Source organism: Pseudomonas sp. FYR_5 (assembly GCF_043106315.1).
Lineage (GTDB): Bacteria > Pseudomonadota > Gammaproteobacteria > Pseudomonadales > Pseudomonadaceae > Aquipseudomonas > Aquipseudomonas putida_Y.
On record NZ_JBICMK010000112.1, the window covers coordinates 41,476 to 64,629 of the forward strand.

The 23,154-nt window shown below is 63.8% G+C and carries 22 protein-coding genes; 17 read left to right on the plus strand and 5 right to left on the minus strand.

Annotation, left to right across the window (positions count from 1 at the left end):
- The first annotated feature begins 19 nt into the window (after nucleotides 1-19).
- The 7 genes from ACF8RA_RS23490 (at nucleotide 20) to ACF8RA_RS23520 (ending at nucleotide 8,271) form a co-directional block, all read left to right on the plus strand.
- On the plus strand, nucleotides 20-1,378 hold the full coding sequence (locus ACF8RA_RS23490) for an aspartate aminotransferase family protein (protein WP_392519626.1): 1,359 nt from the start codon (nucleotides 20-22) through the stop codon (nucleotides 1,376-1,378).
- A gap of 183 nt (nucleotides 1,379-1,561) precedes the next feature.
- Nucleotides 1,562-2,116, plus strand: coding sequence for a helix-turn-helix domain-containing protein (locus tag ACF8RA_RS23495; protein WP_176684887.1), 555 nt, complete (start codon nucleotides 1,562-1,564; stop codon nucleotides 2,114-2,116).
- 123 nt (nucleotides 2,117-2,239) lie between these two features.
- On the plus strand, nucleotides 2,240-2,755 hold the full coding sequence (locus ACF8RA_RS23500) for a ProQ/FinO family protein (protein WP_176684888.1): 516 nt from the start codon (nucleotides 2,240-2,242) through the stop codon (nucleotides 2,753-2,755).
- Between the two features lie 401 nt (nucleotides 2,756-3,156).
- A complete protein-coding gene (locus tag ACF8RA_RS23505) occupies nucleotides 3,157-3,639 on the plus strand; it encodes a formate dehydrogenase subunit gamma (RefSeq protein WP_209964750.1) in 483 nt (160 codons plus the stop codon).
- Nucleotides 3,633-5,192, plus strand: coding sequence for a formate dehydrogenase beta subunit (locus ACF8RA_RS23510; RefSeq protein WP_392487658.1), 1,560 nt, complete (start codon nucleotides 3,633-3,635; stop codon nucleotides 5,190-5,192). The genes ACF8RA_RS23505 and ACF8RA_RS23510 overlap by 7 nt, the downstream gene beginning before the upstream one ends.
- Nucleotides 5,189-8,071 carry a formate dehydrogenase subunit alpha gene (gene fdhF, locus ACF8RA_RS23515; protein ID WP_176684891.1) on the plus strand — a complete coding sequence of 961 codons (2,883 nt, stop codon included), beginning with the start codon at nucleotides 5,189-5,191 and terminating at the stop codon, nucleotides 8,069-8,071. Before ACF8RA_RS23510 ends, fdhF begins: the two co-directional genes overlap by 4 nt.
- Nucleotides 8,068-8,271: a formate dehydrogenase subunit delta gene (locus ACF8RA_RS23520; RefSeq protein WP_392461044.1), complete on the plus strand. Its 204-nt coding sequence runs from the start codon at nucleotides 8,068-8,070 to the stop codon at nucleotides 8,269-8,271. Before fdhF ends, ACF8RA_RS23520 begins: the two co-directional genes overlap by 4 nt.
- Nucleotides 8,272-8,385: 114 nt before the next feature.
- On the opposite strand, the gene ACF8RA_RS23525 is transcribed toward ACF8RA_RS23520, so the two are convergent.
- Complete coding sequence (locus tag ACF8RA_RS23525; RefSeq protein WP_176684892.1) at nucleotides 8,386-9,249, minus strand: universal stress protein; 864 nt, start codon at nucleotides 9,247-9,249, stop codon at nucleotides 8,386-8,388.
- Nucleotides 9,250-9,403: 154 nt separating this feature from the next.
- Between ACF8RA_RS23525 and ACF8RA_RS23530 the strand changes: the two genes are divergently transcribed.
- On the plus strand, nucleotides 9,404-10,021 hold the full coding sequence (locus tag ACF8RA_RS23530; protein WP_003248869.1) for a tRNA-(ms[2]io[6]A)-hydroxylase: 618 nt from the start codon (nucleotides 9,404-9,406) through the stop codon (nucleotides 10,019-10,021).
- Nucleotides 10,022-10,043: 22 nt separating this feature from the next.
- Here ACF8RA_RS23530 and ACF8RA_RS23535 read toward each other — a convergent pair whose 3' ends face one another.
- Entirely contained in the window at nucleotides 10,044-10,364 is a 321-nt protein-coding gene (locus tag ACF8RA_RS23535) for a YqjD family protein (RefSeq protein WP_176684893.1), read from the minus strand.
- 127 nt (nucleotides 10,365-10,491) lie between these two features.
- Between ACF8RA_RS23535 and ACF8RA_RS23540 the strand changes: the two genes are divergently transcribed.
- Complete coding sequence (locus ACF8RA_RS23540) at nucleotides 10,492-10,755, plus strand: hypothetical protein (RefSeq protein ID WP_003248880.1); 264 nt, start codon at nucleotides 10,492-10,494, stop codon at nucleotides 10,753-10,755.
- Nucleotides 10,756-10,772: 17 nt separating this feature from the next.
- Here the strand turns inward: ACF8RA_RS23540 and ACF8RA_RS23545 are convergent, their stop codons facing one another.
- Nucleotides 10,773-11,255 (minus strand): LEA type 2 family protein, encoded by a 483-nt coding sequence (locus ACF8RA_RS23545; protein WP_176684894.1) that lies wholly within the window; start codon nucleotides 11,253-11,255, stop codon nucleotides 10,773-10,775.
- A 131-nt stretch (nucleotides 11,256-11,386) separates the two neighbouring features.
- Here ACF8RA_RS23545 and ACF8RA_RS23550 point away from each other — a divergent pair, with 131 nt between their 5' ends.
- Both ACF8RA_RS23550 and ACF8RA_RS23555 read left to right on the plus strand, forming a co-directional pair.
- A complete protein-coding gene (locus ACF8RA_RS23550) occupies nucleotides 11,387-12,511 on the plus strand; it encodes a sigma-70 family RNA polymerase sigma factor (RefSeq protein ID WP_209964759.1) in 1,125 nt (374 codons plus the stop codon).
- 228 nt (nucleotides 12,512-12,739) lie between these two features.
- Nucleotides 12,740-15,166 carry a TonB-dependent receptor gene (locus ACF8RA_RS23555; protein WP_392519633.1) on the plus strand — a complete coding sequence of 809 codons (2,427 nt, stop codon included), beginning with the start codon at nucleotides 12,740-12,742 and terminating at the stop codon, nucleotides 15,164-15,166.
- Nucleotides 15,167-15,482: 316 nt separating this feature from the next.
- Here the strand turns inward: ACF8RA_RS23555 and ACF8RA_RS23560 are convergent, their stop codons facing one another.
- Entirely contained in the window at nucleotides 15,483-16,373 is an 891-nt protein-coding gene (locus ACF8RA_RS23560; protein WP_392519627.1) for a LysR family transcriptional regulator, read from the minus strand.
- 102 nt (nucleotides 16,374-16,475) lie between these two features.
- Between ACF8RA_RS23560 and ACF8RA_RS23565 the strand changes: the two genes are divergently transcribed.
- The 6 genes from ACF8RA_RS23565 (at nucleotide 16,476) to ACF8RA_RS23590 (ending at nucleotide 22,008) form a co-directional block, all read left to right on the plus strand.
- Nucleotides 16,476-17,555 carry an extracellular solute-binding protein gene (locus tag ACF8RA_RS23565; protein WP_176684897.1) on the plus strand — a complete coding sequence of 360 codons (1,080 nt, stop codon included), beginning with the start codon at nucleotides 16,476-16,478 and terminating at the stop codon, nucleotides 17,553-17,555.
- 25 nt (nucleotides 17,556-17,580) lie between these two features.
- Nucleotides 17,581-18,546 (plus strand): agmatinase, encoded by a 966-nt coding sequence (gene speB / locus ACF8RA_RS23570; RefSeq protein ID WP_176684898.1) that lies wholly within the window; start codon nucleotides 17,581-17,583, stop codon nucleotides 18,544-18,546.
- A 232-nt stretch (nucleotides 18,547-18,778) separates the two neighbouring features.
- Nucleotides 18,779-19,096, plus strand: a complete 318-nt coding sequence (locus ACF8RA_RS23575) for a hypothetical protein (protein WP_176684899.1) — start codon at nucleotides 18,779-18,781, stop codon at nucleotides 19,094-19,096.
- Between the two features lie 22 nt (nucleotides 19,097-19,118).
- Complete coding sequence (locus tag ACF8RA_RS23580; RefSeq protein WP_176684900.1) at nucleotides 19,119-20,264, plus strand: PQQ-dependent sugar dehydrogenase; 1,146 nt, start codon at nucleotides 19,119-19,121, stop codon at nucleotides 20,262-20,264.
- Between the two features lie 42 nt (nucleotides 20,265-20,306).
- Nucleotides 20,307-21,413, plus strand: coding sequence for a cell division protein ZapE (gene zapE / locus ACF8RA_RS23585; RefSeq protein ID WP_176684901.1), 1,107 nt, complete (start codon nucleotides 20,307-20,309; stop codon nucleotides 21,411-21,413).
- 13 nt (nucleotides 21,414-21,426) lie between these two features.
- Nucleotides 21,427-22,008, plus strand: coding sequence for a DinB family protein (locus tag ACF8RA_RS23590; protein ID WP_176684902.1), 582 nt, complete (start codon nucleotides 21,427-21,429; stop codon nucleotides 22,006-22,008).
- Between the two features lie 75 nt (nucleotides 22,009-22,083).
- On the opposite strand, the gene ACF8RA_RS23595 is transcribed toward ACF8RA_RS23590, so the two are convergent.
- A complete protein-coding gene (locus ACF8RA_RS23595) occupies nucleotides 22,084-23,082 on the minus strand; it encodes an alpha/beta fold hydrolase (RefSeq protein WP_392519628.1) in 999 nt (332 codons plus the stop codon).
- Nucleotides 23,083-23,154: the final 72 nt, after the last annotated feature.

The following is a 23,154-nucleotide window of genomic DNA, read 5'->3' on the forward strand; positions in this document are numbered from 1 at the left end:
ACTTGATGGAGTGAAGTCAATGAGTGAACAGAATTCGCAGACCCTCGCCTGGCAAACAATGAGCCGCGACCATCACCTGGCCCCGTTCAGCGATGTCAGGCAACTGGCCGAGAAAGGCCCGCGCATCATCACCTCGGCCAAGGGTGTGTACCTGTGGGACAGCGAGGGCAACAAGATTCTCGATGGCATGGCCGGCCTGTGGTGCGTGGCAGTCGGGTATGGCCGCGATGAGCTGGCCGAGGTCGCCAGCCAGCAGATGAAGCAGTTGCCTTACTACAACCTGTTCTTCCAGACCGCGCACCCGCCCGCGCTGGAGCTGGCCAAGGCCATCGCCGAGGTGGCCCCGCAAGGCATGAACCACGTGTTCTTCACCGGCTCCGGCTCCGAAGGCAACGACACCGTGCTGCGCATGGTCCGCCATTACTGGGCACTGAAGGGCCAGAACAACAAGAAGGTTATCATTGGCCGTATCAACGGCTACCACGGCTCTACCGTGGCGGGCGCGGCCTTGGGCGGCATGAGTGGCATGCACCAGCAGGGCGGGGTGATCCCGGATGTCGTGCACATCCCGCAGCCATACTGGTTCGGCGAAGGCGGCGACATGACCGAGGCCGACTTCGGCGTGTGGGCGGCCGAGCAACTGGAGAAGAAGATCCTCGAAGTTGGCGTGGACAACGTTGCCGCCTTCATCGCCGAGCCGATCCAGGGCGCCGGTGGCGTGATCATTCCGCCGCAGACCTATTGGCCGAAGATCAAGGAAATCCTGGCCAGGTACGACATCCTGTTCGTCGCCGACGAAGTGATCTGCGGGTTCGGCCGTACCGGTGAGTGGTTCGGCACCGATTACTACGACCTCAAGCCTGACCTGATGACCATCGCCAAGGGCCTGACCTCCGGTTACATCCCCATGGGCGGGGTGATCGTGCGTGACGAGGTGGCCAAGGTCATCAGCGAAGGCGGCGACTTCAATCACGGTTTTACCTATTCCGGCCACCCGGTGGCGGCAGCGGTAGGCCTGGAGAACCTGCGGATCCTGCGTGACGAGCAGATCATCCAGCAGGTGCACGATAAAACCGCGCCTTATCTGCAACAACGCCTGCGCGAACTGGCCGACCATCCGCTGGTAGGCGAAGTGCGCGGCCTGGGCATGCTCGGGGCGATCGAGTTGGTGAAAGACAAGGCCACCCGCGCCCGTCATGAAGGCAAAGGTGTCGGCATGATCTGTCGCCAGCACTGCTTCGACAACGGCCTGATCATGCGCGCGGTGGGCGACACCATGATCATCGCGCCACCGCTGGTGATCAGTATCGAAGAGATCGACGAGCTGGTGGAGAAAGCCCGCAAGTGCCTGGACCTGACCTATGAGGCTGTTCGGTAAGGGCAGAGGGCTTGTTTAGCCATTCTCAGCGCCTGTGAAATCGAGCGCCGCCCGCGCGGTGCTCGATCGGTGCCCCAATCGCACATTTCACGTCAGGCATCTCCCGCAAAGCATTTTGCTTTGTGAAATGAATCCTGTACTTTTCCGGGCATCCATTTCCCGTCTGAAAGTCGCGATTCAACCATGAAAGTGCACGAAGAAATCGAAGGCCTGGCAGTACTGATTCGCGACCTGCGCAAGTTCAAGGGCCTGACGCTGGGCGAACTGGCACAGCGCATTGGCCGTTCGGTGGGCTTTCTGTCCCAGGTCGAACGCGGCGTATCACGCCCGACCGTGGCCGATCTCACAGCCATCAGCGAAGAGCTGGGTGTATCGACAGCCTACTTCTACAAGCTGGACAAACCCCGCGAGCTCGACTGGGTGACCCGCCCGCACGAGCGTCGCACGCTGCACCTGGCGGGAGGCATCACCGATGTGCTGGCATCGCCCTCGATAACGGGCGCGTTCTCCATGCTCGATAGCCATTTGCAGCCGGGGGCCAGCAGTGGCGAGGAGTACCTGGACGACAGCTCGGAGCAGGGCTGCTTTGTGCTCGAGGGCGAACTGACCGTGTGGGTGGGCGATGCTGAGCCGGTCACGCTGCACGCCAATGACAGTTTTCAGCTGCAACCCCACGCCCGTTTTCGTTACGCCAACCTGACCGACAAGCCCACACGCGTGCTTTGGGTGTTCAGCTGAGGGCCTTCGCACTGGCATGTACGTTGTGCCTCGGCTAGCCGGGAAAGTTGGCCTGCAAGCAATGTGCAGGCTGCATGGGGTATCCTTGCACCACGCAATCAACTTCGAAGCAGTGAATGAACAATGGGTTTTGAACAACTAGCTGAGCTACGAGACCGCCTGCGGGCGGAAAAAGGGCAGGTAAAGGCCGATAGCGCGAAACCGCCCAAGCGCAAGTCGCCCCCGCAGGCGAAGCCGCGTGAGATGGACCCGGCGGTGGCAGCGATCTGGCCCCTGCAGAAGCATTTTCCCTTGGCTTTCCCGGTCAACCCGGCCCCCAAGGTGCCGCTCAAGGAGGGCATCTTCAAGGATGCCGAGCAACACCTGGAGCTGCTTGGGTTGACCCGCGAACAGCTCAAGCTGGGCATTTCCACGTGGTGCCGGGGCGCTCGATACTGGGCGAGCATGGTGGAGAATGCTCCGCGCCTTGACTTGAACGGTCAGGCCGCGGGTACTGTGACCGCCGCTCAGGCGCTGCATGCCAAGCAGCAAGCTGCGCGGCAACGCAGCCAGGACCGACGCAATCGCGCGAAGTCAAAGGCCCAGGCCCAGGCTCCGGCACCCGCCGCCGACACCGCGGCGGTGCAGTCCACCGACTGAATTCAGTCGCGTTCTGTCCCGTAGCCACGCTGGATGGCAGCCCATTGCCGGGGCTGCCGTCTGGCAGGCCCGGCAATGGGCCAAGTCCGGTTTCGAGGACTTGGCGCATGCAACGATGGTTTCAAGACACACCTGACCGGCAAGCCGCGGCACAGGATGCCGGGGCGCAAATACGTGCGTCGGTTTCAGAATGCGCCTGGTCGCTCGTATACAACCCCTCGGCGCCACAAGTGCCATGCTAGCAGGATGCCCAAGGGTCAGTGCGCGCAGACGTGCGGCCGTGGGCGAGGAGGCCGCCAGTACCACGCAACTGTGACGTGGACGGTGCGCCGCAGCAGAACACGCCGGAAACCTGCCCTTTCAAACATTCAGGCAGGGTCCGTGATGCCGAGGTCCGCTGTATGCCTGATGAATTGCTCCACCTGCCTGTGATCCAGCGTATTCTGGACCGCGACAAGGACACCCCAGGTGCCCTGTTGCCGATCCTGCATGCCGTCCAGCACGAGATTGGTTACATCCCTGATGCCTCGGTCCCCGAGATCGCCCATGCGCTCAACCTCAGCCTGGCTGAAGTGCGTGGGGTTATCAGTTTTTATCACGACTTCCGCACCGCGCCGCCCGCTCGTCACACCCTGCGCCTGTGCCGTGCCGAGTCGTGCCAGAGCCGTGGCGCTGAAGCCCTGGCCGCGCAGTTGCGTGAACAGTTGGCACTGGACGACCACGGCACCAGCGCTGACGGGGCCATCAGCCTGCGCCCGGTGTACTGCCTGGGTGCCTGTGCCTGCTCGCCAGCGCTGGAGCTGGACGGCCAGGTGCACGCGCGCCTCACCCCTGAGCGCCTGCGGGACTTGGTCAACGGTTGCCAGGAGGACTCAGCATGCTGAAGCTGTATATTCCCTGTGATTCGGTTGCCCGCGCCGTGGGTGCCGATCAGGTTGCCGAGGCCCTGCTGCGCGAGGCCGAGCGCCGCCAGTTGCCGCTGGACATCCAGCGCACCAGCTCGCGCGGGCTTTACTGGCTGGAGCCGCTGATCGAGTGCGACAGTGCGCAAGGGCGCCTGGGTTTCGGTCCGGTTACGCCACACGATGTGCCGTCACTGCTTGATGCCCTGGCGGGCGAAACCGGTGGCCACTCGCTGGCACTGGGGCCGGTCGAAGAAATACCCTATCTCAAGACCCAGCAACGCCTGCTGTTCGCTCGCGCTGGCATTACCCGGCCATTGTCGCTGGACGACTATCGTGCCAATGGCGGGTTCGCGGGCCTCGAGGCTGCCGTTGCGCTGGACGGTGCCGAAGTGGTTGCCGCAGTACTCGATTCCGGGCTGCGTGGCCGTGGTGGCGCGGCGTTCCCGGCCGGCATCAAGTGGCGCACCGTGCGTGACGCTGGTGCCGGGCAGAAGTACGTGGTGTGCAACGCCGACGAGGGTGACTCGGGCACGTTCGCTGATCGCATGCTGATGGAGGGCGACCCCTTCCTGCTGATCGAGGGCATGATCATTGCCGGCCTCGCCGTGGGTGCCGACAAGGGCTACATCTATGTGCGCTCGGAGTATCCCGACGCCATCCGGGTACTCGACCAGGCCTTCGCCATCGCGCGTGACGCTGGCTACCTGGGGGCTGACGTAGCCGGCAGCGGCCAGGCGTTCGACCTGGAAGTACGGGTGGGCGCCGGCGCCTATATTTGCGGCGAAGAAACCGCGCTGCTTGAATCCATCGAAGGCAAGCGTGGCATCGTCCGCGCCAAGCCACCGCTGCCTGCACTGCAAGGGCTGTTCGGCCTGCCAACGCTGGTGCACAACGTGCTTACCCTGGCCTCGGTGCCCATCATTCTGGCCAAGGGTGCAGCGTTCTATCGCGATTTTGGCATGGGCCGATCGCTGGGCACCATGCCGTTCCAGCTGGCCGGCAACATTCGCCAGGGTGGCCTGGTAGAGCGCGCGTTCGGCCTGACCCTGCGCGAGCTGGTGGAAGGCTATGGCGGTGGCACGGCCAGTGGCCGCCCGCTGAAGGCTGCGCAGGTCGGTGGCCCGCTTGGTGCCTGGGTACCCCCCAGCCATTTCGACACCCCATTGGACTATGAAGCGTTTGCTGCCGTGGGCGCGATGCTCGGCCACGGCGGTGTGGTGGTGGCCGACGATACGCTGAACATGGCCAGCATGGCGCGTTTCGCCCTGCAGTTCTGTGCCGAGGAGTCCTGCGGCAAGTGCACCCCGTGCCGCATTGGCTCCACCCGGGGTATGGAAGTGGTTGACCGGCTGATCGCCAGCAGCGACATCACCGAGCGCCACGACCAGGCGCTGTTGCTGCGCGATCTGTGCGACACCCTGCAGTACGGTTCGCTGTGCGCCATGGGCGGTATGACTGCCTATCCGGTGGCCAGCGCGCTCAAGTACTTCCCCGCCGATTTTGGGCTGACCACCACGGAGGCCGCACAGTGATCAATTTCTTCGACCCCGCTTCTGATAAAAGCAGCGACCTCGGCACCCCGGCCCGCGAAAGCGAAGTGCAGGTCAGCCTGAGCATCGACGGCCGCGCCATCAGCGTGCCGGCTGGCACCTCGGTCATGCGCGCCGCCGCCATGCTGGGCACCAGCATCCCCAAACTGTGCGCCACCGACAGCCTCGAAGCCTTCGGCTCCTGCCGTATGTGCATGGTGGAGATCGAAGGCATGCGCGGCTACCCGGCATCCTGCACCACGCCAGTCAGCGAAGGCATGGTGGTGCGCACCGAAACCCCGCGTCTGGCCGGCCTGCGTCGCAACGTGATGGAGCTGTACATTTCCGACCACCCGCTGGACTGCCTGACCTGTTCGGCCAACGGCAACTGCGAGCTGCAGACCGTCGCCGGCCAGGTGGGCCTGCGTGAGGTGCGCTACGGCTATGACGGCGCCAACCACCTGGACGAGAAAAAAGACGTTTCCAACCCGTATTTCGACTACGAGCCGAGCAAGTGCATCGTCTGCAGCCGCTGTGTGCGCGCCTGCGAGGACATCCAGGGTACGTTCGCCCTGACCATTACCGGGCGTGGTTTCGAATCGCGGGTGGCGGCAGCGGGGGGCGAAAACTTCCTTGCTTCCGAATGCGTGTCGTGCGGCGCCTGCGTGCAGGCCTGTCCGACCGCGACCCTCACGGAAAAGAGCCTGGTGCAGTTGGGCCAGCCTGAGCGTTCGGTCATTACCACCTGCGCCTACTGCGGCGTTGGCTGCTCGTTCCGCGCCGAAATCAAGGGTGACCAGCTGGTGCGCATGGTCCCGGACAAGAACGGTGGCGCCAACCACGGCCACGCCTGCGTCAAGGGCCGCTTTGCCTGGGGCTACGCCACCCACCCGGACCGCATCACCAAACCGATGATCCGCAAGCGCCTGGAAGACCCGTGGCAGGAAGTCAGCTGGGACGAGGCCGTGACCTATGCTGCCAGCGAGTTCCGCCGCATTCAGCTCAAGTACGGGCGCGACTCCATCGGCGGCATCACCTCCAGCCGTTGTACCAACGAAGAAGCCTATCTGGTGCAGAAACTGGTGCGCACGGCGTTCGGTAACAACAACGTCGACACCTGCGCACGAGTATGCCATTCGCCCACCGGTTATGGCCTGAAGCAGACCCTGGGTGAGTCAGCCGGCACGCAAAGCTTCGACTCGGTGATGCAGGCCGACGTTGTGCTGGTGATCGGCGCCAACCCCACCGACGCCCACCCGGTGTTCGGCTCGCAACTCAAGCGCCGCCTGCGCCAGGGGGCGCGGCTGATCGTGATCGACCCACGGCGCATCGACCTGGTCGACTCGCCGCACGCCCGCGCCGACCTGCACCTGCAACTGCGCCCGGGCACCAACGTGGCCATGCTCAACGCCCTGGCCCACGTGATCGTCACCGAGGGCCTGCTGGCCCAGCGCTTCATCGATGCCCGCTGCGAAACCGAAGACTTCGCCCGTTGGCGCGACTTCGTCAGCCTGCCAGAAAACGCCCCCGAGGTGCTCGGCCCGGTTTGTGGTGTGCCCGCTGAGCAGATCCGCGCTGCGGCCCGGCTGTATGCCACCGGCGGCAACGCGGCGATCTACTACGGCCTGGGCGTGACCGAGCACAGCCAAGGCAGTACCGCAGTGATGGGCATTGCCAACCTGGCCATGGCCACTGGCAACATCGGCCGAGAAGGGGTAGGGGTGAACCCGCTGCGCGGGCAGAACAACGTGCAGGGCTCGTGCGACATGGGGTCGTTCCCCCACGAGCTGCCCGGCTACCGGCATGTCTCCAACGAGGGCGTGCGCGCCGAGTTCGAACAGGCCTGGGGCGTGACCCTGCAGCCCGACCCGGGTCTGCGCATTCCCAACATGTTCGAAGCGGCGCTGGATGGCAGCTTCAAGGCGCTGTACTGCCAGGGTGAGGACATCGCCCAGAGCGACCCCAACACCCAGCACGTCACGGCGGCCTTGCTCGCCATGGAGTGCGTGGTGGTGCAGGACATCTTCCTCAACGAAACTGCCAAGTTCGCCCATGTGTTCCTGCCGGGCAGTTCGTTCCTGGAAAAGGACGGCACCTTCACCAACGCCGAGCGGCGTATTTCGCGGGTGCGCAAGGTCATGGAGCCGCTGGCCGGCAAGGCCGACTGGGAAGCTACCGTGGCCCTGGCCAACGCCCTGGGCTACCCGATGAACTACCGCCACCCTTCCGAGATCATGGACGAGATCGCCCGCCTGACGCCGACCTTCCGTCGTGTCAGCTACGCTGAAATCGACCGCCACGGCAGCCTGCAGTGGCCGTGCAACGACGCCGCGCCAGACGGCACGCCGACCATGCACATCGACCAGTTCGTGCGTGGCAAGGGCCGCTTCATGCTCACCGGCTATGTGCCCACCGACGAAAAGGTCAACAACCGCTACCCGTTGCTGTTGACCACCGGGCGCATTCTCAGCCAGTACAACGTCGGCGCCCAGACCCGGCGTACCGGCAACGTCGCCTGGCATGACGCCGACCGCCTGGAAATCCACCCGACCGACGCTGAAAGCCGTGGTATCCACGACGGTGACTGGGTCGGCATCGGCAGCCGCGCCGGGCAGACTGTGCTGCGTGCCAAGGTCAGTACGCGGGTGGCGCCGGGCGTGGTGTACACCACCTTCCACTTCCCCGAGTCGGGGGCCAACGTGATCACCACCGACAACTCCGACTGGGCCACCAACTGCCCCGAGTACAAGGTGACGGCAGTGGAAGTGGTGAAAGTGTTCCAGCCATCGCAATGGCAAAAGCGCTACCAGGACTTCAGTGATGAACAGCAGCGCCTGCTGAAAGAGCGCCGTACTGCGGAGAAAGCCGAGGTTCGCCGATGAGCAGCGAAAACCTGGTCAAGATGGCCAACCAGATTGCCCATTACTTCGACAGCGAGCCAGACCGGGCGCTGGCGGTGCAAGGGGTGCGGCAGCATATGCAGAGCTTCTGGACGCCGGCGATGCGCCGGCAGCTGGCGGAATGGAGCGAGGCCCACGCGGGGGAGGGGCTTGACCCGAAGGTGCGGGAGGCGTTGGTCTAGATTCCCGGGCGGCAACGGAACCTTGGGGGCGGGTTTCCCTGCGAATGTGGCGTTGAAATCAATGACGCATTCGCGGGTGAACCCGCTCCTACAAGGGGCCTGCATATTGCCTACTCAGCCGCGGGCCAGCTCCGCCAGGTGGGAGATGGCTTCCTCGCTCTTGAGCACCAGCACATCACCCTGCAGCGCATCCAGCACCACCTCCGAGGTATTACCAATCAACGCCCCGGAAATCCCCGTGCGGCACACCGTGCCCATCACCGTCACCACGGCATCGAGCTTCTGCTCGGTATGTGGAATCAACACATCCGCCGGCCCTTCGGCCACATGCAGGCACTCTTCGCTGATGCCGTATTCGACCTGGAACGCCTTGCACGCTTCACGGTAGCGCTTTTCGATCGTATCGCTCAGCTGGTACGTCGGGTCCGCCGCTGACAGCATCGGCGAGGGGTGGGCGCTGATGACATGCAGTTCTCCCTTGGCCAGTTTGGCAATCTCGAAGCCGTGGTCGATGATGCTGGCATGCAGGCGGCGGTGGTCTTCGTCCTGGTTGCCCACGTCCACCGCCGCCAGGATCTTGCCCCCGGTCCACGGCCGCTCGCTCTTGACCATCAGCACGGCACACGGGCATTGGCGCAGCAGCTTCCAGTCGCTGGGGGTAAGCAGGGCCTTTTTCAGCGGGTTGTCCGGACGGTGATCCTTGATCACCAGTTCGCAGCCTTCGGCCTGCTGTACATGGATGATGGTGTCGTGCAGGTTGTCGCGCCAGCCCTCTTCATGGGTGACATTGTCGAAGCCGTCATCATGCAACTGGCTGCTCAGCAGGCTCAGCAGCGCACTGTGATCATGCCGTTTGTCGCACATCAGCAAGTGCAGGCGTGCGCCGGTGATGCCAGCGATCAGCTTGGCCCGCGTAAGCGCCCGGCTATGGGCGTGTGTGGGGTCGAGGACGACGAGGATGCTGCGGACGGCTTGCATGGGCGTTAACTCCCTTCGATGATGGCGACCAGTGCCTGACTATAGTCGGCGCTTTCCCCTCCAGCGCTTGATGTACATCAAGCATAGTCACTGGCGTCGCCAGCCGCCGCCGGTATAATCGCCGACCCTGCCTGTTCTGTGTGGTTGCACGCTTATGTCCCTGATCCCCGAAATCGACGCCTTTCTTGGCTGCCCGACGCCAGACGCCTGGATCGAAGCGGCGCTCGCCGACCAGGAAACCCTGCTGATCGACCACAAGAACTGCGAGTTCAAGGCCGCCAGCACGGCCTTGAGCCTGATCGCCAAGTACAACACTCACCTTGATCTGATCAACATGATGTCGCGCCTGGCCCGCGAGGAGCTGGTGCATCACGAACAGGTGTTACGCCTCATGAAGCGTCGCGGTGTGCCGTTGCGCCCGGTGTCGGCGGGGCGTTATGCGTCAGGGTTGCGCCGGCTGGTGCGCGCCCACGAGCCGGTCAAGCTGGTGGATACGCTGGTGGTGGGGGCGTTCATCGAGGCGCGCAGCTGTGAACGTTTTGCTGCGCTGGTGCCGCATCTGGATGAAGAACTGGGCCGCTTCTACCACGGGCTGCTGAAAAGCGAAGCGCGCCACTACCAGGGCTACCTGAAACTGGCGCACAACTACGGAGACGAGGCGGACATCGCCCGCCGCGTCGAGCTGGTGCGCGCTGCGGAAATGGAGCTGATCCAGTCACCAGACCAGGAACTGCGCTTCCACAGCGGCATCCCGCAGGCTTTGGCCGCCTGATGTGCACCAGGCGGCGCAGGCCTTAATGGCGCCGACCCAGCAGCAGCCCCACTACCAGCCCGAGGCCGGCGGAAATGGCAACGGTTTGCCAGGGGTGGCCGCCGATGTAGTCCTGGGTGGCGTCCACCACCGGTTGCGCCTTGCTGCGCACGTTGCTGGCCGCCTGGCGAGCCTGACGAAGTTTCAGGCTTACCTGGGCGCGCAGCGTCTCTGCTTCTTCGCCGACCAGGGCGGCACTGTCGTTCAGCAGTTTTTCCGATTCCTCTATCAGCGATTGCAGTTCGCTGAATACCTGGTCCTTGATCTGATCGCTGTCCGTCAGCGTGGCGTTTTTCCGGGCCATGAACTCGTCCTCGTCAATGGGAGTGTGAACAATGGATGCCGCCACGTCGGGAAAGTTGCGGCGGCTTTCCGATGATGGGTTGCCTGGGTGTAAGATAGCGGCCATTTTCAAACCTGCAGGTAACTTCATGAGTTTCAATCTGGCCAACATGAGCTTCGAGGAACGGGCGCAGATCGAGGCAGAGAAGGCCCGGCTGTTCGAGATGTGGCAGAACAACCTGGGCAAAGCCAAGGGCGAAGCCGCCCGGCTGATTGCCGAAAAGCCACGGCGCAAGGGCAAATGGGCCGAGTGGGTGCGCGCCGAACTGGACGGCATGACGCCGCCTGAATACGCCAGCATGGTGCGCAGCGAAGTCAACAAGCTGATGGCCGCAGCCAGCGCCAACCGCTGAGCACTCCCGCTTGGTGCTTACCAGTAGGTGCCCTTGGGCAGGTCCAGCCTGCCTTCATCGGTAAAGCGCACGGTCCCCAGCGGCCCGCCGGCCAGTTTGCCGCGCAGCTTGTAGGGCAGCCCCTGCAGCGAATCCAGCTTGCCCAGCCCATAGGCCTGGCGAAGGAAGGAAAACGCCGTGATGCTGACCGGCACCACGATCACCGCTTCGTCGTAACGGCCAATGTGCCCCTGCTGGTCGCTGACCCCGGCGGCCAGCGGCTGGCCGTTCACTTCCAGGTTCAAGGCGATGCCGTTGTAATCGATCGGCGCCTCGTTGGGGTTTTGCACCCGCATTTTCACCGCCATGCGCAGTTCCAGCTCCTGCCCGGGCAGTGGTTCGATGCCGATCACGCTGATGTTCACCGGGTCGCGTGGCTGGAACAGCGCACAGGCCGCCAGCCCGCAGGTCAGCAGCAGGACCAGGAACAGGCGGGTGTTGCGGTACAGACGGGCAGTCATGGGCTGTGACCTTGCCGGAGTGGAGCTGGCAGTGTGGCAAATGCGCGTCGACGTTGAAAGTATCGGTTGATATGAAAGATACTGTTTCTCATTAACGCCCGCTAACCTCTCTTACTGGCTGTTCCCCAATCATGCTGACTTCACCCATGTCGGGCCTGCTGGCAAGTTTCCAGGAGCACTACGACGACCTGCTGCAGTTTCTGACGCGGCGCATGAGCGACCGCCAGCGTGCCGCCGACGTGGCCCAGGAAACCTACCTGAAGCTGGTGAACATCGACGAGCAGGCGGTGCCGGTGCTGCACGCGCGCAGCTTCATCTTCCGCGTGGCGGGCAACCTGGCGATTGACGCCTTGCGCCGTGAGCAACGCATCGCCGCCAGCCACGACGACAGCGACGGAGCCTGTGAGGTGGCCTGCCCGGCGCCGGCACCCGAGGCGGCGTTGCTGGCCCGTGAGCGCTTGCAGATTCTTGACCAGGCGCTGTTGCAGTTACCGGACAATGCCCGCCAGGCGCTGTTGCTCAACCGTGTCGAGGGCCTGACCCAGAAGCAGGTTGCTCAACGCCTGGGGGTTTCCGAGAGCATGGTGGCGAAGTACATCGGCCAGGCCCTGCGCCATTGCCGCGGCCGACTGAAACAGGCGGGTGTGGCGGCATCGGTGGTATTGCTGGTCGCCGCGGTGGCGGGTTGGCAGCAAGCCCCGATGCTGCTGGCCGATTATCACACCGCCGTGGGCGAGCGGCAGGTCATTACCCTGACAGATGGCACGCGGGTGACGCTGAACAGCGCCAGTGCCTTGAGCGTGGCGTTCAACGAGCATGAGCGGCGTGTGGTACTCGATGCGGGTGAGGCACTGTTCGAGACCGCCGATGATTCACGACCGTTTGTGGTCGATACGGCCGGTGCGCGGGTGCAGGGCAATGCCGCCACCTTCAGCGTGCAGCGCGATGGCCACGTCGTGTTGGCTCGCGGTGAAGCCAGGGTGGGTGAACATCAACTGGCGGTGGCGGCCGATGCCGTCACGCAGATGGCCTGGCAGCGGGGCAAGCTGATCTTCAACGGCAAGCCGCTGGGGCAGGTGCTGACGGAGCTTGAGCGTTACCGGCATGGGCGCATTGTGTTGTCCGACAGCAAGCTGGCTGCGATGGAGGTGAGCGGGGTGTTCGACCTGGATGAACCTGAGGCCCTGTTGCGGACGTTGGAGCAGCGGTATGGCCTGAAGGTGACCTACCTGCCGTGGTTGGCCGTAGTGCATTGATGAGCTTGTACCGTCCTCTTGGCGGGCAAGCCCGTTCCTGCACAGGTCGCACGATATTCAGGCGGGCGCAGTCGTTGTAGGAGCGGGCTTGCCCGCGAAGAGGCCGGACAGAAATAAAAATATTTTTCATTTGGCACTGCAAGTTCCTGCAAGCCAGATCGTCGTAGTGAGACTGATCAGCAACCCATTCTCATTTACGACTTGTCAGGAAGCTCATTCGTGCCTCTGATGCTCAAGCCCTTGCACCGCCGTCGCGGTTCTTTTCACCATGCCTTGATGTCTTGCAGTGCCTTGGCCTTGTTGTTCGGTCCCCTGCACGCAGGGGCCGCGACGACCGCCGAACAGACCCAGATGCAAGCTCGCCAGGTCCAGCTCGACCTGCCAGCCCAACCACTGGACCAGGCGCTGACCACCTTCGCCGACCAGGCCGGCCTGCACCTGCTGTACACCACAGGCGATGTCGCCGGCCAGGTCAGCCCGGCGTTGCAGGGTAACTACAGTGTCGAGCAGGCCCTGCAGCAGTTGCTGGCCGGCAGCGGCATGAGCTGGCAGTTCAGCGAGGCTCGCACCGTCACCCTGCGCAAGGCCGAGGCCGCGCCGCAGGCGGTCAACCTCAAGCCGATCGAGGTCAGCGTAGCCTCGCGCACCAGCACCGCCATCAGCGAAATCCCCGGGACCGTCTGGGTGGTCGACCAGCAGCAATTGCGCGAGCAGATCGACAGCGGCGTCAGCCTGAAGGAAGCCATCGGCAAGCTGGTGCCGGGCCTTGACCTGGCGCCGGAAGGGCGCACCAATTACGGCCAGAACATGCGTGGGCGCAACGTGCTGGTGATGATCGACGGGGTCAGCCAGAACAGCTCACGCGGCCTGTCGCGTCAGTTCGACAGCATTTCGCCGTTCAACGTCGAGCGCGTCGAAGTGCTGTCTGGCGCCAGCGCCATCTACGGCGGTGGTGCCACCGGCGGCATCATCAACATCGTGACCAAGAAGGGCGAGCCCGGCCCGGCGCGCTTCGAGACCCAGTTGGGGGCCAGCAGTGGTTTCAACAACAGCGACGACCTGGCTACGCGTTTCGCCCAGTCGGTCAGCGGCGGCAACGAGCGGGTCAATGCCCGGTTGGGGGTTTCCGGTGAGCAGAACGAAGCCTTCTACGATGGTGCTGGCGACCAGATCTTCATCGACAACACCCAGACCGACCTGCAGTACAACCGCACCATCGACGTACTCGGTACCTTGGGCCTGCAGCTGAACGACCAGCAGAGCCTCGACCTGTTGGCCCAGTACTACGACTCGGGCAACCACGGCAGCACGGGTATCTACTTCCCCAACCTGAACTACAACGCGCCATCCGACCTGGAAGACGCCGAGCTGCGCAGCGGTTATTCATCGGACCTGGAGCCGCGTACGCGGCGCCTGCTGCTCAATGCCAATTACCACCACACCGACGTGCTGGGCCAGGACTTCTACCTGCAGGCCTCGTACCGCAAGGAAGACGACAACTTCTACCCGTTCCCGTACTACAACCGTGCCACACCCACCGGCTCGCGCGGGGTGTACTTTGCCGCCTCGCAGCAGAACTTCGAGGTCACCAGCCTCAAGGGCCTGTTTGCCAAACAGTGGGATACGCTGAAGCTGACCTACGGCGTTGATCTGGATCGTGAGCGCTTCAACGCGGAGCAGACCACCTTCAACGCCCAGACCTCGTCCGAGTCGGGTGGCCTGGAGCTGGAAAAAGACAGCAAGGCCGCACGCTACCCCAGCTACCGGGTGGATGGTGTGTCGGTGTATGCCCAGCTGGACTGGCATGCCACCGACAACCTGACATTGTCCGGTGGTGCCCGGCGGCAGCAGATGGACGTTGATGTCAGCGACTTCAAGGGTGTGCCAGGTGGCAGTAACGACTATCAGGTCAACCTGTTCAACGTCGGTGCCATCTACGACTTCAAGAACGGCCACCAGGTGTGGAGCAACTATGGCGAAGGCTTCGACCTGCCTGACCCGGCCAAGTACTACGGCAAGCCGGGCCTGAGCGTGGCCGATAACCCGTTGGCCGGTATCAAGAGCCGCCAGGTGGAATTGGGCTGGCGCTATGCCGACCTGGACTGGGATGCACAGGCAGCGCTGTACTACATCTGGTCGGACAAGATCATCAACGTCGATTCGCAAACGCTGACCATCGATGTGGAAGATCAGAAAAGCCGCGACTTCGGCTTTGAAGGGGCACTGACCCGGCACTTCCAGACCGGCTGGGAAGCTGGCGGCACATTGCACATGACACGCTCCGAGGAAGAGGCCGCCGACGGCGGCTGGATCAAGCGCGATGCCCGATACGCTTCGTTATCCAAGGCCACCGCGTTCGTCGGCTGGAAGGCCGATGGGCGCAGTGCGCGGTTGCAGGCCAACCATGCCTTCAGCCTGAAGGACGATGCTGATCACGAGATTGACGGCTACACCACCTTCGACCTGCTGGGCAGCCAGGACACCGGTTTCGGCACCTTCAGTGCCGGTATCCAGAACCTGCTGGACAAGCAGTACAGCACGGTATGGGGACAGCGCGCGACGTTGTTCTATTCGCCGACCTACGGGCCGGCGTATCTGTATGACTACCAGGGGCGCGGGCGTACCTACACGCTGAGCTGGAGCATGGCTTACTGATTGTGGTCGCCTGAACGGGCCTGTTCGCGGGTAAACCCGCTTGCTCCTACCACAGCGCCGTCTTCAGACGTTATGAGCCCCTGTAGGAGCGGGTTTACCCGCGAATACGGTGGTGGCGGCGACGGTGAACGGCGGGTTGAAATTGGCCAGCAGGGCCGGCCTGTTCGCGGGTAAACCCGCTCCTACACGACGGCCTGTGCCCAGCCACCGACCGGTGTCCACCCCCGCTCCTACACGACGGTGCCTGTGCCCAGCCACCGACAGGTGTCCACCCCCGATCCGGCGTAGGAGCGGGTTTACCCGCGAAGGGGCCGATTCAGGCAAACGCCGCCAGCAAATCCTGCGCAAATACATGGGCTGCCTCGCCAACCCCCTGTGCCCGGTGCCGGGCCAGGGTGAACGGCACCCCAAAATCAAGCTCAGGGTCCAGCGCCCATAACAGCCCCTCGGCCTCCCAGCCCTGTGCACAGTGGCATGGCAAGTAGCCAATATGCCGTCCCGACAGAATGAACGTCAGCACGCTTTCGATCTGCTCCGCCACTGCCGTACTGCGTCTGCTCTGGAACGGTTCGCCCCCTTTGAGAAAACGGTACGGATGGCGCACCTGGTCCATGTCCAGCAACCGCTCAAGCCCAACATCCGTTTCCCCATACAGCTCATGCCCCCTGCCGCAATACAGCCGCTGCCGCTCCGCGAACAAGGGCTGGTAATCAAAGGCTGCCTGGTTGCCGGAAAAGTAGCTGATGGCATAGTCCAGCCGCTGCTCCAGCAACAGCCGTTCCAGCTCTGCCGGCGGTGCACTGACAAGCTCCAGTTGCACCGATTCCTCTCGCCTGCGAAATGCCGCAATGGCCGCCGCCAGTTTCAGGCTCACCGCCTTGTCCTGATTTTCCGCCATGCCTATGCGCACAGTTCCCAGCAGCCGCCCGGCAACGCCGTTGGCCTGCTGGCGAAACTGCTCGATGTTCAGCAGCAGCCCACGCGCCGCGTCCAATAGCAGTTCACCTTTTTCCGTCAGGCGAAAACCACCCTTGCCGCGGCTGCACAGGCGGTAACCCAAGCGTGCCTCCAGTTGCGCCATGCGCTGGCTGATGGTGGGCTGGCTCAGGCCCAGCACGCCTTGAGCGGCGCTGAAGCCACCCGCCTCGACTACAGTGACGAACAGCCGCAGCAGGTGCAGGTCGGGATCGTGCACTTGTCCCAGCATTACATTGCTCCTGGTGAATGTCAGCTTTGCAAACTTGCCATTGGTGCAATGTAACCCGGCTGGCATGCTCGCGGCATCCACCCATTTACCGAGGTGTCCGCCATGCGTCGATCGTTGTGCCTTTTGTCTCTGGTTCTGGCCCTGCCGCTGCAGGCCGAAGAAAAGGTCGTCAACCTCTACAGTTGGGCCGATTACGTTGCCCCGCAAACCCTGCAGCGCTTCGAACGGGAAACCGGCTACAAGGTGCGTTACGACACCTTTGACACCCCCGAGGTGCTGGAAACCAAGCTGCTGACCGGTGGTAGCGGCTACGACGTGGTGGTGCCGTCCTCCACCGTGCTGGCCCGGGCGCTCAAGGCCAATGCCCTGCAACCGCTGGATGCTCAGGCCATGCCTGGCTACGACAACCTCGACAAGGACCTGCTGGGCAAACTGGCCGAGGTTGACCCCGGCAACCGCCATGCTGTGCCGTACACCTGGGGCACGCTGGGCCTGGGGGTGAATGTGGAGGCGGTACGCCAGCGCCTTGGCGATGTACCGCTGGACAGCCTCGACCTGTTGTTCAAGCCCGAGTACGCCGCCCGCCTGAAGGGTTGCGGCATCGCCATACCTGACTCGCCCCAGGAGGTGATCGGCGTAGCCCTGAACTACCTGGGCAAGGACCCTTACAGCCAGAACAAGGGTGATCTGGCCGCCGCGCAGAACCTGCTCAGCCAGTTGCAGCCGTCGATCAGCTACGTCGCCAACGGTCGGCAGATCAACGACCTGGCCAATGGCAGCGTGTGCCTGGCGCTGACCTACAACGGTGATGCCGCGATGGCCGCCGACCAGGCCCGCCGTGCCGGCAAGCCGTTCGAGGTGATCTACCGCATCCCCCGCGAAGGCACGCTGGTATGGCAGGACAACCTGGTCATCCCCAAGGACGCCCCGCACCCCGAGGCCGCCCGGGCGTTCATCGCCTTCATGCTCAAGCCAGAGTCGGTGGCAGCGCTGACCAACACGCTGTTCTTCGCCAACGCCAACCAGGCTGCCACGCCGCTGGTGGACGAAGCGGTGCGCAACGACCCGGATATTTACCCGTCGGCCGAGGTGCGTCAGCGCCTGTATGCCGACCGCAGCATGGCCCTGGCCGACCTGCGCCAACGCAACCGTCTGTGGACCGCCTTCCGCAGCCGGCAGTAGCCCATGACAATCAAGGAGCCCGACCGTGGACCAAGCCGCAAGCAACGACCAGGCAATTACCCGCGATAGCCTGTATGGGACCGCCGCAGAAAGCACCTACGCCGGTGTTGTCAGTTTTTCCCGCCGCCGCTACAGCCGCGACTTGCGCGGTGTGGATGTGGTGGTCAGCGGTGTGCCGTTCGACACGGCCACCAGTAACCGCCCCGGCGCGCGCTTCGGCCCGCGGGCGATCCGTACTGCCTCGGTCCAGCAGGCCTGGGCCCGCCACTGGCCGTGGGCGTTCGACCCGTTCGACCACCTGGCGGTGATCGACTATGGTGACTGCCCCTTCGACAGCGGCACGCCGCAGTCGGTACCGGGCAGCATCGAGGCCCATGCCGAGCATATTCTGCAGGCGGGTTGCGCCATGCTCACCCTCGGTGGCGATCACTTCATCAGCTACCCGCTGCTCAAGGCTCACGCCCGCCGCCATGGCCCGCTGGCGCTCATTCATTTCGATGCGCACAGTGACACCTGGCCAGACGAGGCGGGCAAACGCATCGACCACGGCACCATGTTCTGGCATGCCGCCCGCGAAGGCCTGGTTGACCCGGCCCACTCGGTGCAGATTGGCCTGCGCACGACCAATGACGACAGCCAGGGTTTTGCCATTCTCGATGCTCGGCAGGTGCACCGCCAGGGCACAGAGGCGGTGATTGCGGCGATTCGCCAGCGGGTGGGCGAGCGGCCGGTGTACCTGACCTTCGACATCGACTGCCTCGATCCGGCCTACGCGCCCGGTACCGGAACACCGGTGTGTGGCGGGCTGAGCACGGTGCAAGCGCTGGAGATTCTGGGGGGGCTGCGTGGCATCAACCTGGTAGGCATGGACTTGGTGGAAGTGGCGCCAGCCTATGACCATGCCGATATCACCGCTTTGGCCGGGGCAACCCTGGCCATGGAGATGCTGTGCCTGTATGCGGCGCGGCACAAGGTGGACAACGGCCAGTAGATTTTGCGGCCATTCGCGGGCAAGCCCGCTCCCACACGTGTCTCACAGGCCAGAAATCTGTGGGTGACCGTGGGAGCGGGCGCGCCCGCGAATGGCTGCAAAGCAGCACTCCGAGGCCCATACTGAAACATCAGGAATCATCTCCACCCGCATTCACACTTTTGCCGCGAACCCCTCGCGCCTTAGGCTATCAAATCCACCAGGCGCGGCATTTTCGTACAGGAGGTGAAGCATGACCCCGACATTGCCCATCCTGGCCCTCGGCCTGGCCTTGTGCCTGCCCGCGTACGCGGCTGCGCAGCAGCCCGTGCAACGTGCTGCCGGCAACAACAACCCTTACAACAGCCCGATCCAGCGGGCCAACCCCAACAGCCGTCAAGGCAGCATGCCGGCTGCGCCACCGGTACGTGGCCCGTCCACCGCCCCGTACCAGCGCCCACCCACCCTGGACAATCGTGGCATCGGCAATGGCGACAACCTGCGCCGCCAACAGCAAACCCCGAACCTGGAACCCACCCGGCCACCGCGCGACAACCCACGTGCGCCTTAAGCCCACTTGAAAGGAATCCGGCATGCTACGAACACCCTGGCTGGCCAGCCTGACGGCCGCCGCGCTATTGCCCTTGTGGGCGCATGCGGCGTCCGAACAGCGGTTTCCCAGCGAAGAAGGTACCTTGACCGTCAGCACGCTTGCCGATGGCCTGCGCAATCCCTGGGCACTGGCCTTCCTGCCCGGCGGCAAGGACATGCTGGTGACCGAGCGCGCCGGCAACCTGCGGCTGGTCAATGCCGAAGGCAAGGTCGGCCCGTCGATCAGCGGTGTACCCAAGGTCTGGGCCGAGGGCCAGGGCGGCTTGCTGGATGTGGCGCTGTCACCGGAGTTCGGCAAGGACCGCACCGTCTACCTGTCCTACGCCGAGGAGGGCAGTGACGGCAAGGCCGGAACTGCGGTCGGCCGCGGGCAGCTGTCCGAAGACCGCGCCCGGCTGGAGAACTTCACCGTGATCTTTCGCCAGCAGCCCAAGCTCTCGGTGGGTAACCACTTCGGCTCGCGGCTGGTGTTCGACCGCGACGGCTACCTGTTCATCGCCCTGGGCGAGAACAACCAACGCCCCACTGCCCAGGACCTGGACAAGTTGCAAGGCAAGGTCGTGCGTATTCTGCCGGACGGCGAAGTGCCCAAAGACAACCCCTACGTCGGCAAGGACAACGTGCGCCCGGAGATCTGGTCATACGGCCACCGTAATCAGCAAGGTGCCGCGCTCAACCCCTGGACCGGCCAGCTGTGGACCCATGAACACGGCCCGCGCGGGGGGGATGAAATCAACATTCCAAAGCCTGGCAAGAACTATGGCTGGCCGATTGCGACCCACGGCATCAACTACTCGCTGCTGCCCATCCCCGAGGCCAAGGGCGAGCATGTGGACGGCATGGTCGACCCGCACCATGTCTGGGACAAGTCACCGGGTATCAGCGGCATGGCGTTCTACGACAGCCCGACGTTCAAGGCCTGGGACCACAATCTGTTCATCGGTGCGTTGGCCACTCAGGAATTGATCCGCTTGCAACTGGACGGCGACAAGGTGGTGCATGAAGAGCGGTTGCTCGGTGACCTGAAGGCGCGTATCCGTGATGTGCGGCTGGGGCCGGATGGGTACCTGTATGTACTGACGGAAGACAAGGATGGCGCGCTACTCAAGGTCGGCCTGACCGACTGACGCGCTCCTGCACCGAGGGTGGCAGTCGGGTAGAATGCGGCCATGGCCATCGACCCCCAAACCCTCTACCAGCAAGCCCTGAGCACTCAGGGCTACGTTGCTGACCCCGCCCAGGCCCGCGTCGTCGAGGCCTTGCAAGGCTGCTTCCAGTCCCTCGAGCAGGGCCGCCCCACCCAGGGCCTCTACCTCTGGGGCCCGGTCGGGCGCGGCAAGACCTGGCTGATGGATCAGTTCCACCAGTGTCTGCGCATACCGAGCCGGCGCCAGCACTTCCACCACTTCATGGCCTGGGTGCATCAGCGCCTGTTTCAGCTCAACGGCACGGCCGACCCGCTGCTGGCCCTGGCGGCAGAGCTGGCGCGGCAAATCCGCGTGCTGTGCTTCGACGAACTGTTCGTCAACGACATCGGTGATGCGATCATCCTCGGCCGCCTGTTCCAGGTATTGTTCGATCAGGGTGTGGTGATCGTCGCCACCTCCAACCAGCCACCCGAGCAGCTCTACCGCGATGGCTTCAACCGCGAGCGGTTCCTGCCGGCCATCGCCGCCATTGGTCGTCACATGCAGGTACTGCCAGTAGTGGGCGAGCAGGATCACCGCCTGCACCCCGGTGAAGCGCGGCAGCGCTATTGGGTAGCCGAGGCGGAGCAGGCCAGCCAGTTGGGCAAGGTGTTTCGCCAGCTCAGCCCTGAAGATACCGGCACTGATCAGCCTTTGGTTATTGGCTCAAGGCACATTCAAGTCGTGCGGCGCAGTGAGCAGGCTATCTGGTGTCGTTTCACCGATCTGTGCGATCAACCCCTGGCGGCCATGGAGTTCATGGCCTTGTGTGACCGTTTTTCCTCGATTCTGGTATCCGGCATTCCGGCGCTGGGCGGGGAGCAGCGGGCGGGGCGTATTGCCCGTGGCACCGAAGATGGCGCGGCGAGGGTAGTGGCGGGCGACCGTGAACTGCCTGCGCTGTCGCCCAAGGACGATGCGGTTCGCCGTTTCATCGCCCTGGTCGACGAATGCTATGACCGCCGGGTGGCGTTGTACCTGGAGGCACAGGTGCCGCTCGATGCGCTCTACACTCAAGGTTATCTGGCGTTCCCGTACCAGCGTACCCTGAGCCGGCTGCGGGAGATGCAACTGCAACGCTTCGCCTGAAAAGGAGCCGACCATGCAGCCGTTATCGCATCATCTGCTGACCCAGGCCTATAACAATGGCTGGGCCAATCACCGCCTGTACAAGGCCTGCCTGCAACTGACCCAGGACGAGTTCGTCGCCCCGCGTTGCAGCTTCTTCCCGTCGATCAAGGCCACCCTCAACCATTTGCTGACGGTGGATTGGTTCTACCTGCATATGCTGGAGTGCGAGCAGCGCGGCGAGCAGCCCGATGCCGACGGCGAACGCTTCTTCGACCCGGAGCAGCCGTTTGCCACCTGTACCGACCTGCATGCCGAGCAGGCCCAGGCTGACCACCGTTTGATCGCCTACTGCCGGGGGCTGAGTGATGGCGACCTGGGCCGCTATGTGAGCGTCGTGCGGCCTGATCGGGTGCAACGCGAGCAGCGGCTGCGTTTGCTGGCGCATCTGTTCGAGCATCAGGTGCATCACCGTGGGCAGGTGCACGCGATGCTCAGTGATACAGCGGTCAGGCCGCCGCAGCTGGATGAGTTTTTCTGCGAGGAAGAGGCCGAGTTGCGGGCGGGCGACTTTGCCGAGCTGGGCTGGACAGAAGCGCTGGTCTGGAACGTGTAGAGGAACCCTGTGGCAGCAGCGGGCTTGCGCAAAATTCCAAAGCCTGTGCGCTTCCACGGGGGACCAATCATTGGCTCACTTGCCCAGCCATTCGACCAGGGTGCGATTGAACCGCACCGGTTCCTCGATTTGCGGCGCATGCCCCATGCCTTCGAAGGTGATCAGCTCACCTTTGGGTATCAGCTTGGCCACCTGCGGCCCCAACTCTGCATACTTGCCCAGCTTGGCCTTCAACTCCGGCGGCGCGATATCGCTGCCGATGGCCGTGGTGTCCTTGTCGCCGATCAGCAGCAGGGTCGGCATCTGCAGGTGCCTGAACTCATGGTACACCGGCTGGGTAAAGATCATGTCGTAGATCAGTGCCGAGTTCCACGCCACCGTTTCATGCCCTGGCCCTTTGTTCAAGCCCACCAGCATCTGCACCCAGCGTTCGTATTCAGGCTTCCAGCGCCCGGCGTAATAGGTCTTGCGCTCATAGGCGCGTACGCCTTCGGCATCCAGCTTGAGCTCGCGGGCATACCACTGGTCCACGGTGCGGTAGGGCACGCCGAGGGCTTTCCAGTCTTCCAGACCGATCGGGTTGACCATTGCCAGGCGTTCCACCTGCTGGGGGTACATCAGCGCATAGCGGGTGGCGAGCATGCCGCCGGTGGAGTGACCGAGCACAATGGTTTGCTTCACACCCAGCCGTTCGAGCAGGGCATGGGTGTTGTTGGCCAGTTGCTGAAAGCTGTACTGGTAATGCGCCGGCTTGCTCGACGTACAGAAACCGACCTGGTCGGGGGCGATGACCCGGTAGCCGGCCTTGCTCAGGGCGTCGATGGTGGTTTCCCAGGTGGCGGCGCAGAAGTTCTTGCCGTGCATCAGCACCACGCTGTGGCCATTGGCCTGGCCTTGGGCGGGCACGTCCATGTAGCCCATCTGCAGGGCCTGGCCCTGGGAGGTGAAGTCGAAATGCTTGAGTGGGTGCGGGTAGCTGAAGCCTTCGAGCTGGGGGCCGTAGGTCGGCGACTCGGCAGCGATGGCCGAACTGCTGGCAAGGCAGGCCAGGGCAAGGGCGGATGCGCGCAGCATGGGGGTACTCCGTGTAGGGCCGGGTTGATTGGGGCGACTGTAACAGCCAGTGGACCACGCGAAACCTGAAAG

Bases quoted from the DNA above. Each gene is read 5' to 3' on its own strand.
- ACF8RA_RS23490 (WP_392519626.1), top strand. From the start codon at position 20: ATGAGTGAACAGAATTCGCAGACCCTCGCCTGGCAAACAATGAGCCGC.
- ACF8RA_RS23495 (WP_176684887.1), top strand. From the start codon at position 1,562: ATGAAAGTGCACGAAGAAATCGAAGGCCTGGCAGTACTGATTCGCGAC.
- ACF8RA_RS23500 (WP_176684888.1), top strand. From the start codon at position 2,240: ATGGGTTTTGAACAACTAGCTGAGCTACGAGACCGCCTGCGGGCGGAA.
- ACF8RA_RS23505 (WP_209964750.1), top strand. From the start codon at position 3,157: ATGCCTGATGAATTGCTCCACCTGCCTGTGATCCAGCGTATTCTGGAC.
- ACF8RA_RS23510 (WP_392487658.1), top strand. From the start codon at position 3,633: ATGCTGAAGCTGTATATTCCCTGTGATTCGGTTGCCCGCGCCGTGGGT.
- ACF8RA_RS23520 (WP_392461044.1), top strand. From the start codon at position 8,068: ATGAGCAGCGAAAACCTGGTCAAGATGGCCAACCAGATTGCCCATTAC.
- ACF8RA_RS23525 (WP_176684892.1), bottom strand. From the start codon at position 9,249: ATGCAAGCCGTCCGCAGCATCCTCGTCGTCCTCGACCCCACACACGCC.
- ACF8RA_RS23530 (WP_003248869.1), top strand. From the start codon at position 9,404: ATGTCCCTGATCCCCGAAATCGACGCCTTTCTTGGCTGCCCGACGCCA.
- ACF8RA_RS23535 (WP_176684893.1), bottom strand. From the start codon at position 10,364: ATGGCCCGGAAAAACGCCACGCTGACGGACAGCGATCAGATCAAGGAC.
- ACF8RA_RS23540 (WP_003248880.1), top strand. From the start codon at position 10,492: ATGAGTTTCAATCTGGCCAACATGAGCTTCGAGGAACGGGCGCAGATC.
- ACF8RA_RS23545 (WP_176684894.1), bottom strand. From the start codon at position 11,255: ATGACTGCCCGTCTGTACCGCAACACCCGCCTGTTCCTGGTCCTGCTG.
- ACF8RA_RS23550 (WP_209964759.1), top strand. From the start codon at position 11,387: ATGCTGACTTCACCCATGTCGGGCCTGCTGGCAAGTTTCCAGGAGCAC.
- ACF8RA_RS23555 (WP_392519633.1), top strand. From the start codon at position 12,740: ATGCTCAAGCCCTTGCACCGCCGTCGCGGTTCTTTTCACCATGCCTTG.
- ACF8RA_RS23560 (WP_392519627.1), bottom strand. From the start codon at position 16,373: ATGCTGGGACAAGTGCACGATCCCGACCTGCACCTGCTGCGGCTGTTC.
- ACF8RA_RS23565 (WP_176684897.1), top strand. From the start codon at position 16,476: ATGCGTCGATCGTTGTGCCTTTTGTCTCTGGTTCTGGCCCTGCCGCTG.
- ACF8RA_RS23575 (WP_176684899.1), top strand. From the start codon at position 18,779: ATGACCCCGACATTGCCCATCCTGGCCCTCGGCCTGGCCTTGTGCCTG.
- ACF8RA_RS23580 (WP_176684900.1), top strand. From the start codon at position 19,119: ATGCTACGAACACCCTGGCTGGCCAGCCTGACGGCCGCCGCGCTATTG.
- zapE (WP_176684901.1), top strand. From the start codon at position 20,307: ATGGCCATCGACCCCCAAACCCTCTACCAGCAAGCCCTGAGCACTCAG.
- ACF8RA_RS23590 (WP_176684902.1), top strand. From the start codon at position 21,427: ATGCAGCCGTTATCGCATCATCTGCTGACCCAGGCCTATAACAATGGC.
- ACF8RA_RS23595 (WP_392519628.1), bottom strand. From the start codon at position 23,082: ATGCTGCGCGCATCCGCCCTTGCCCTGGCCTGCCTTGCCAGCAGTTCG.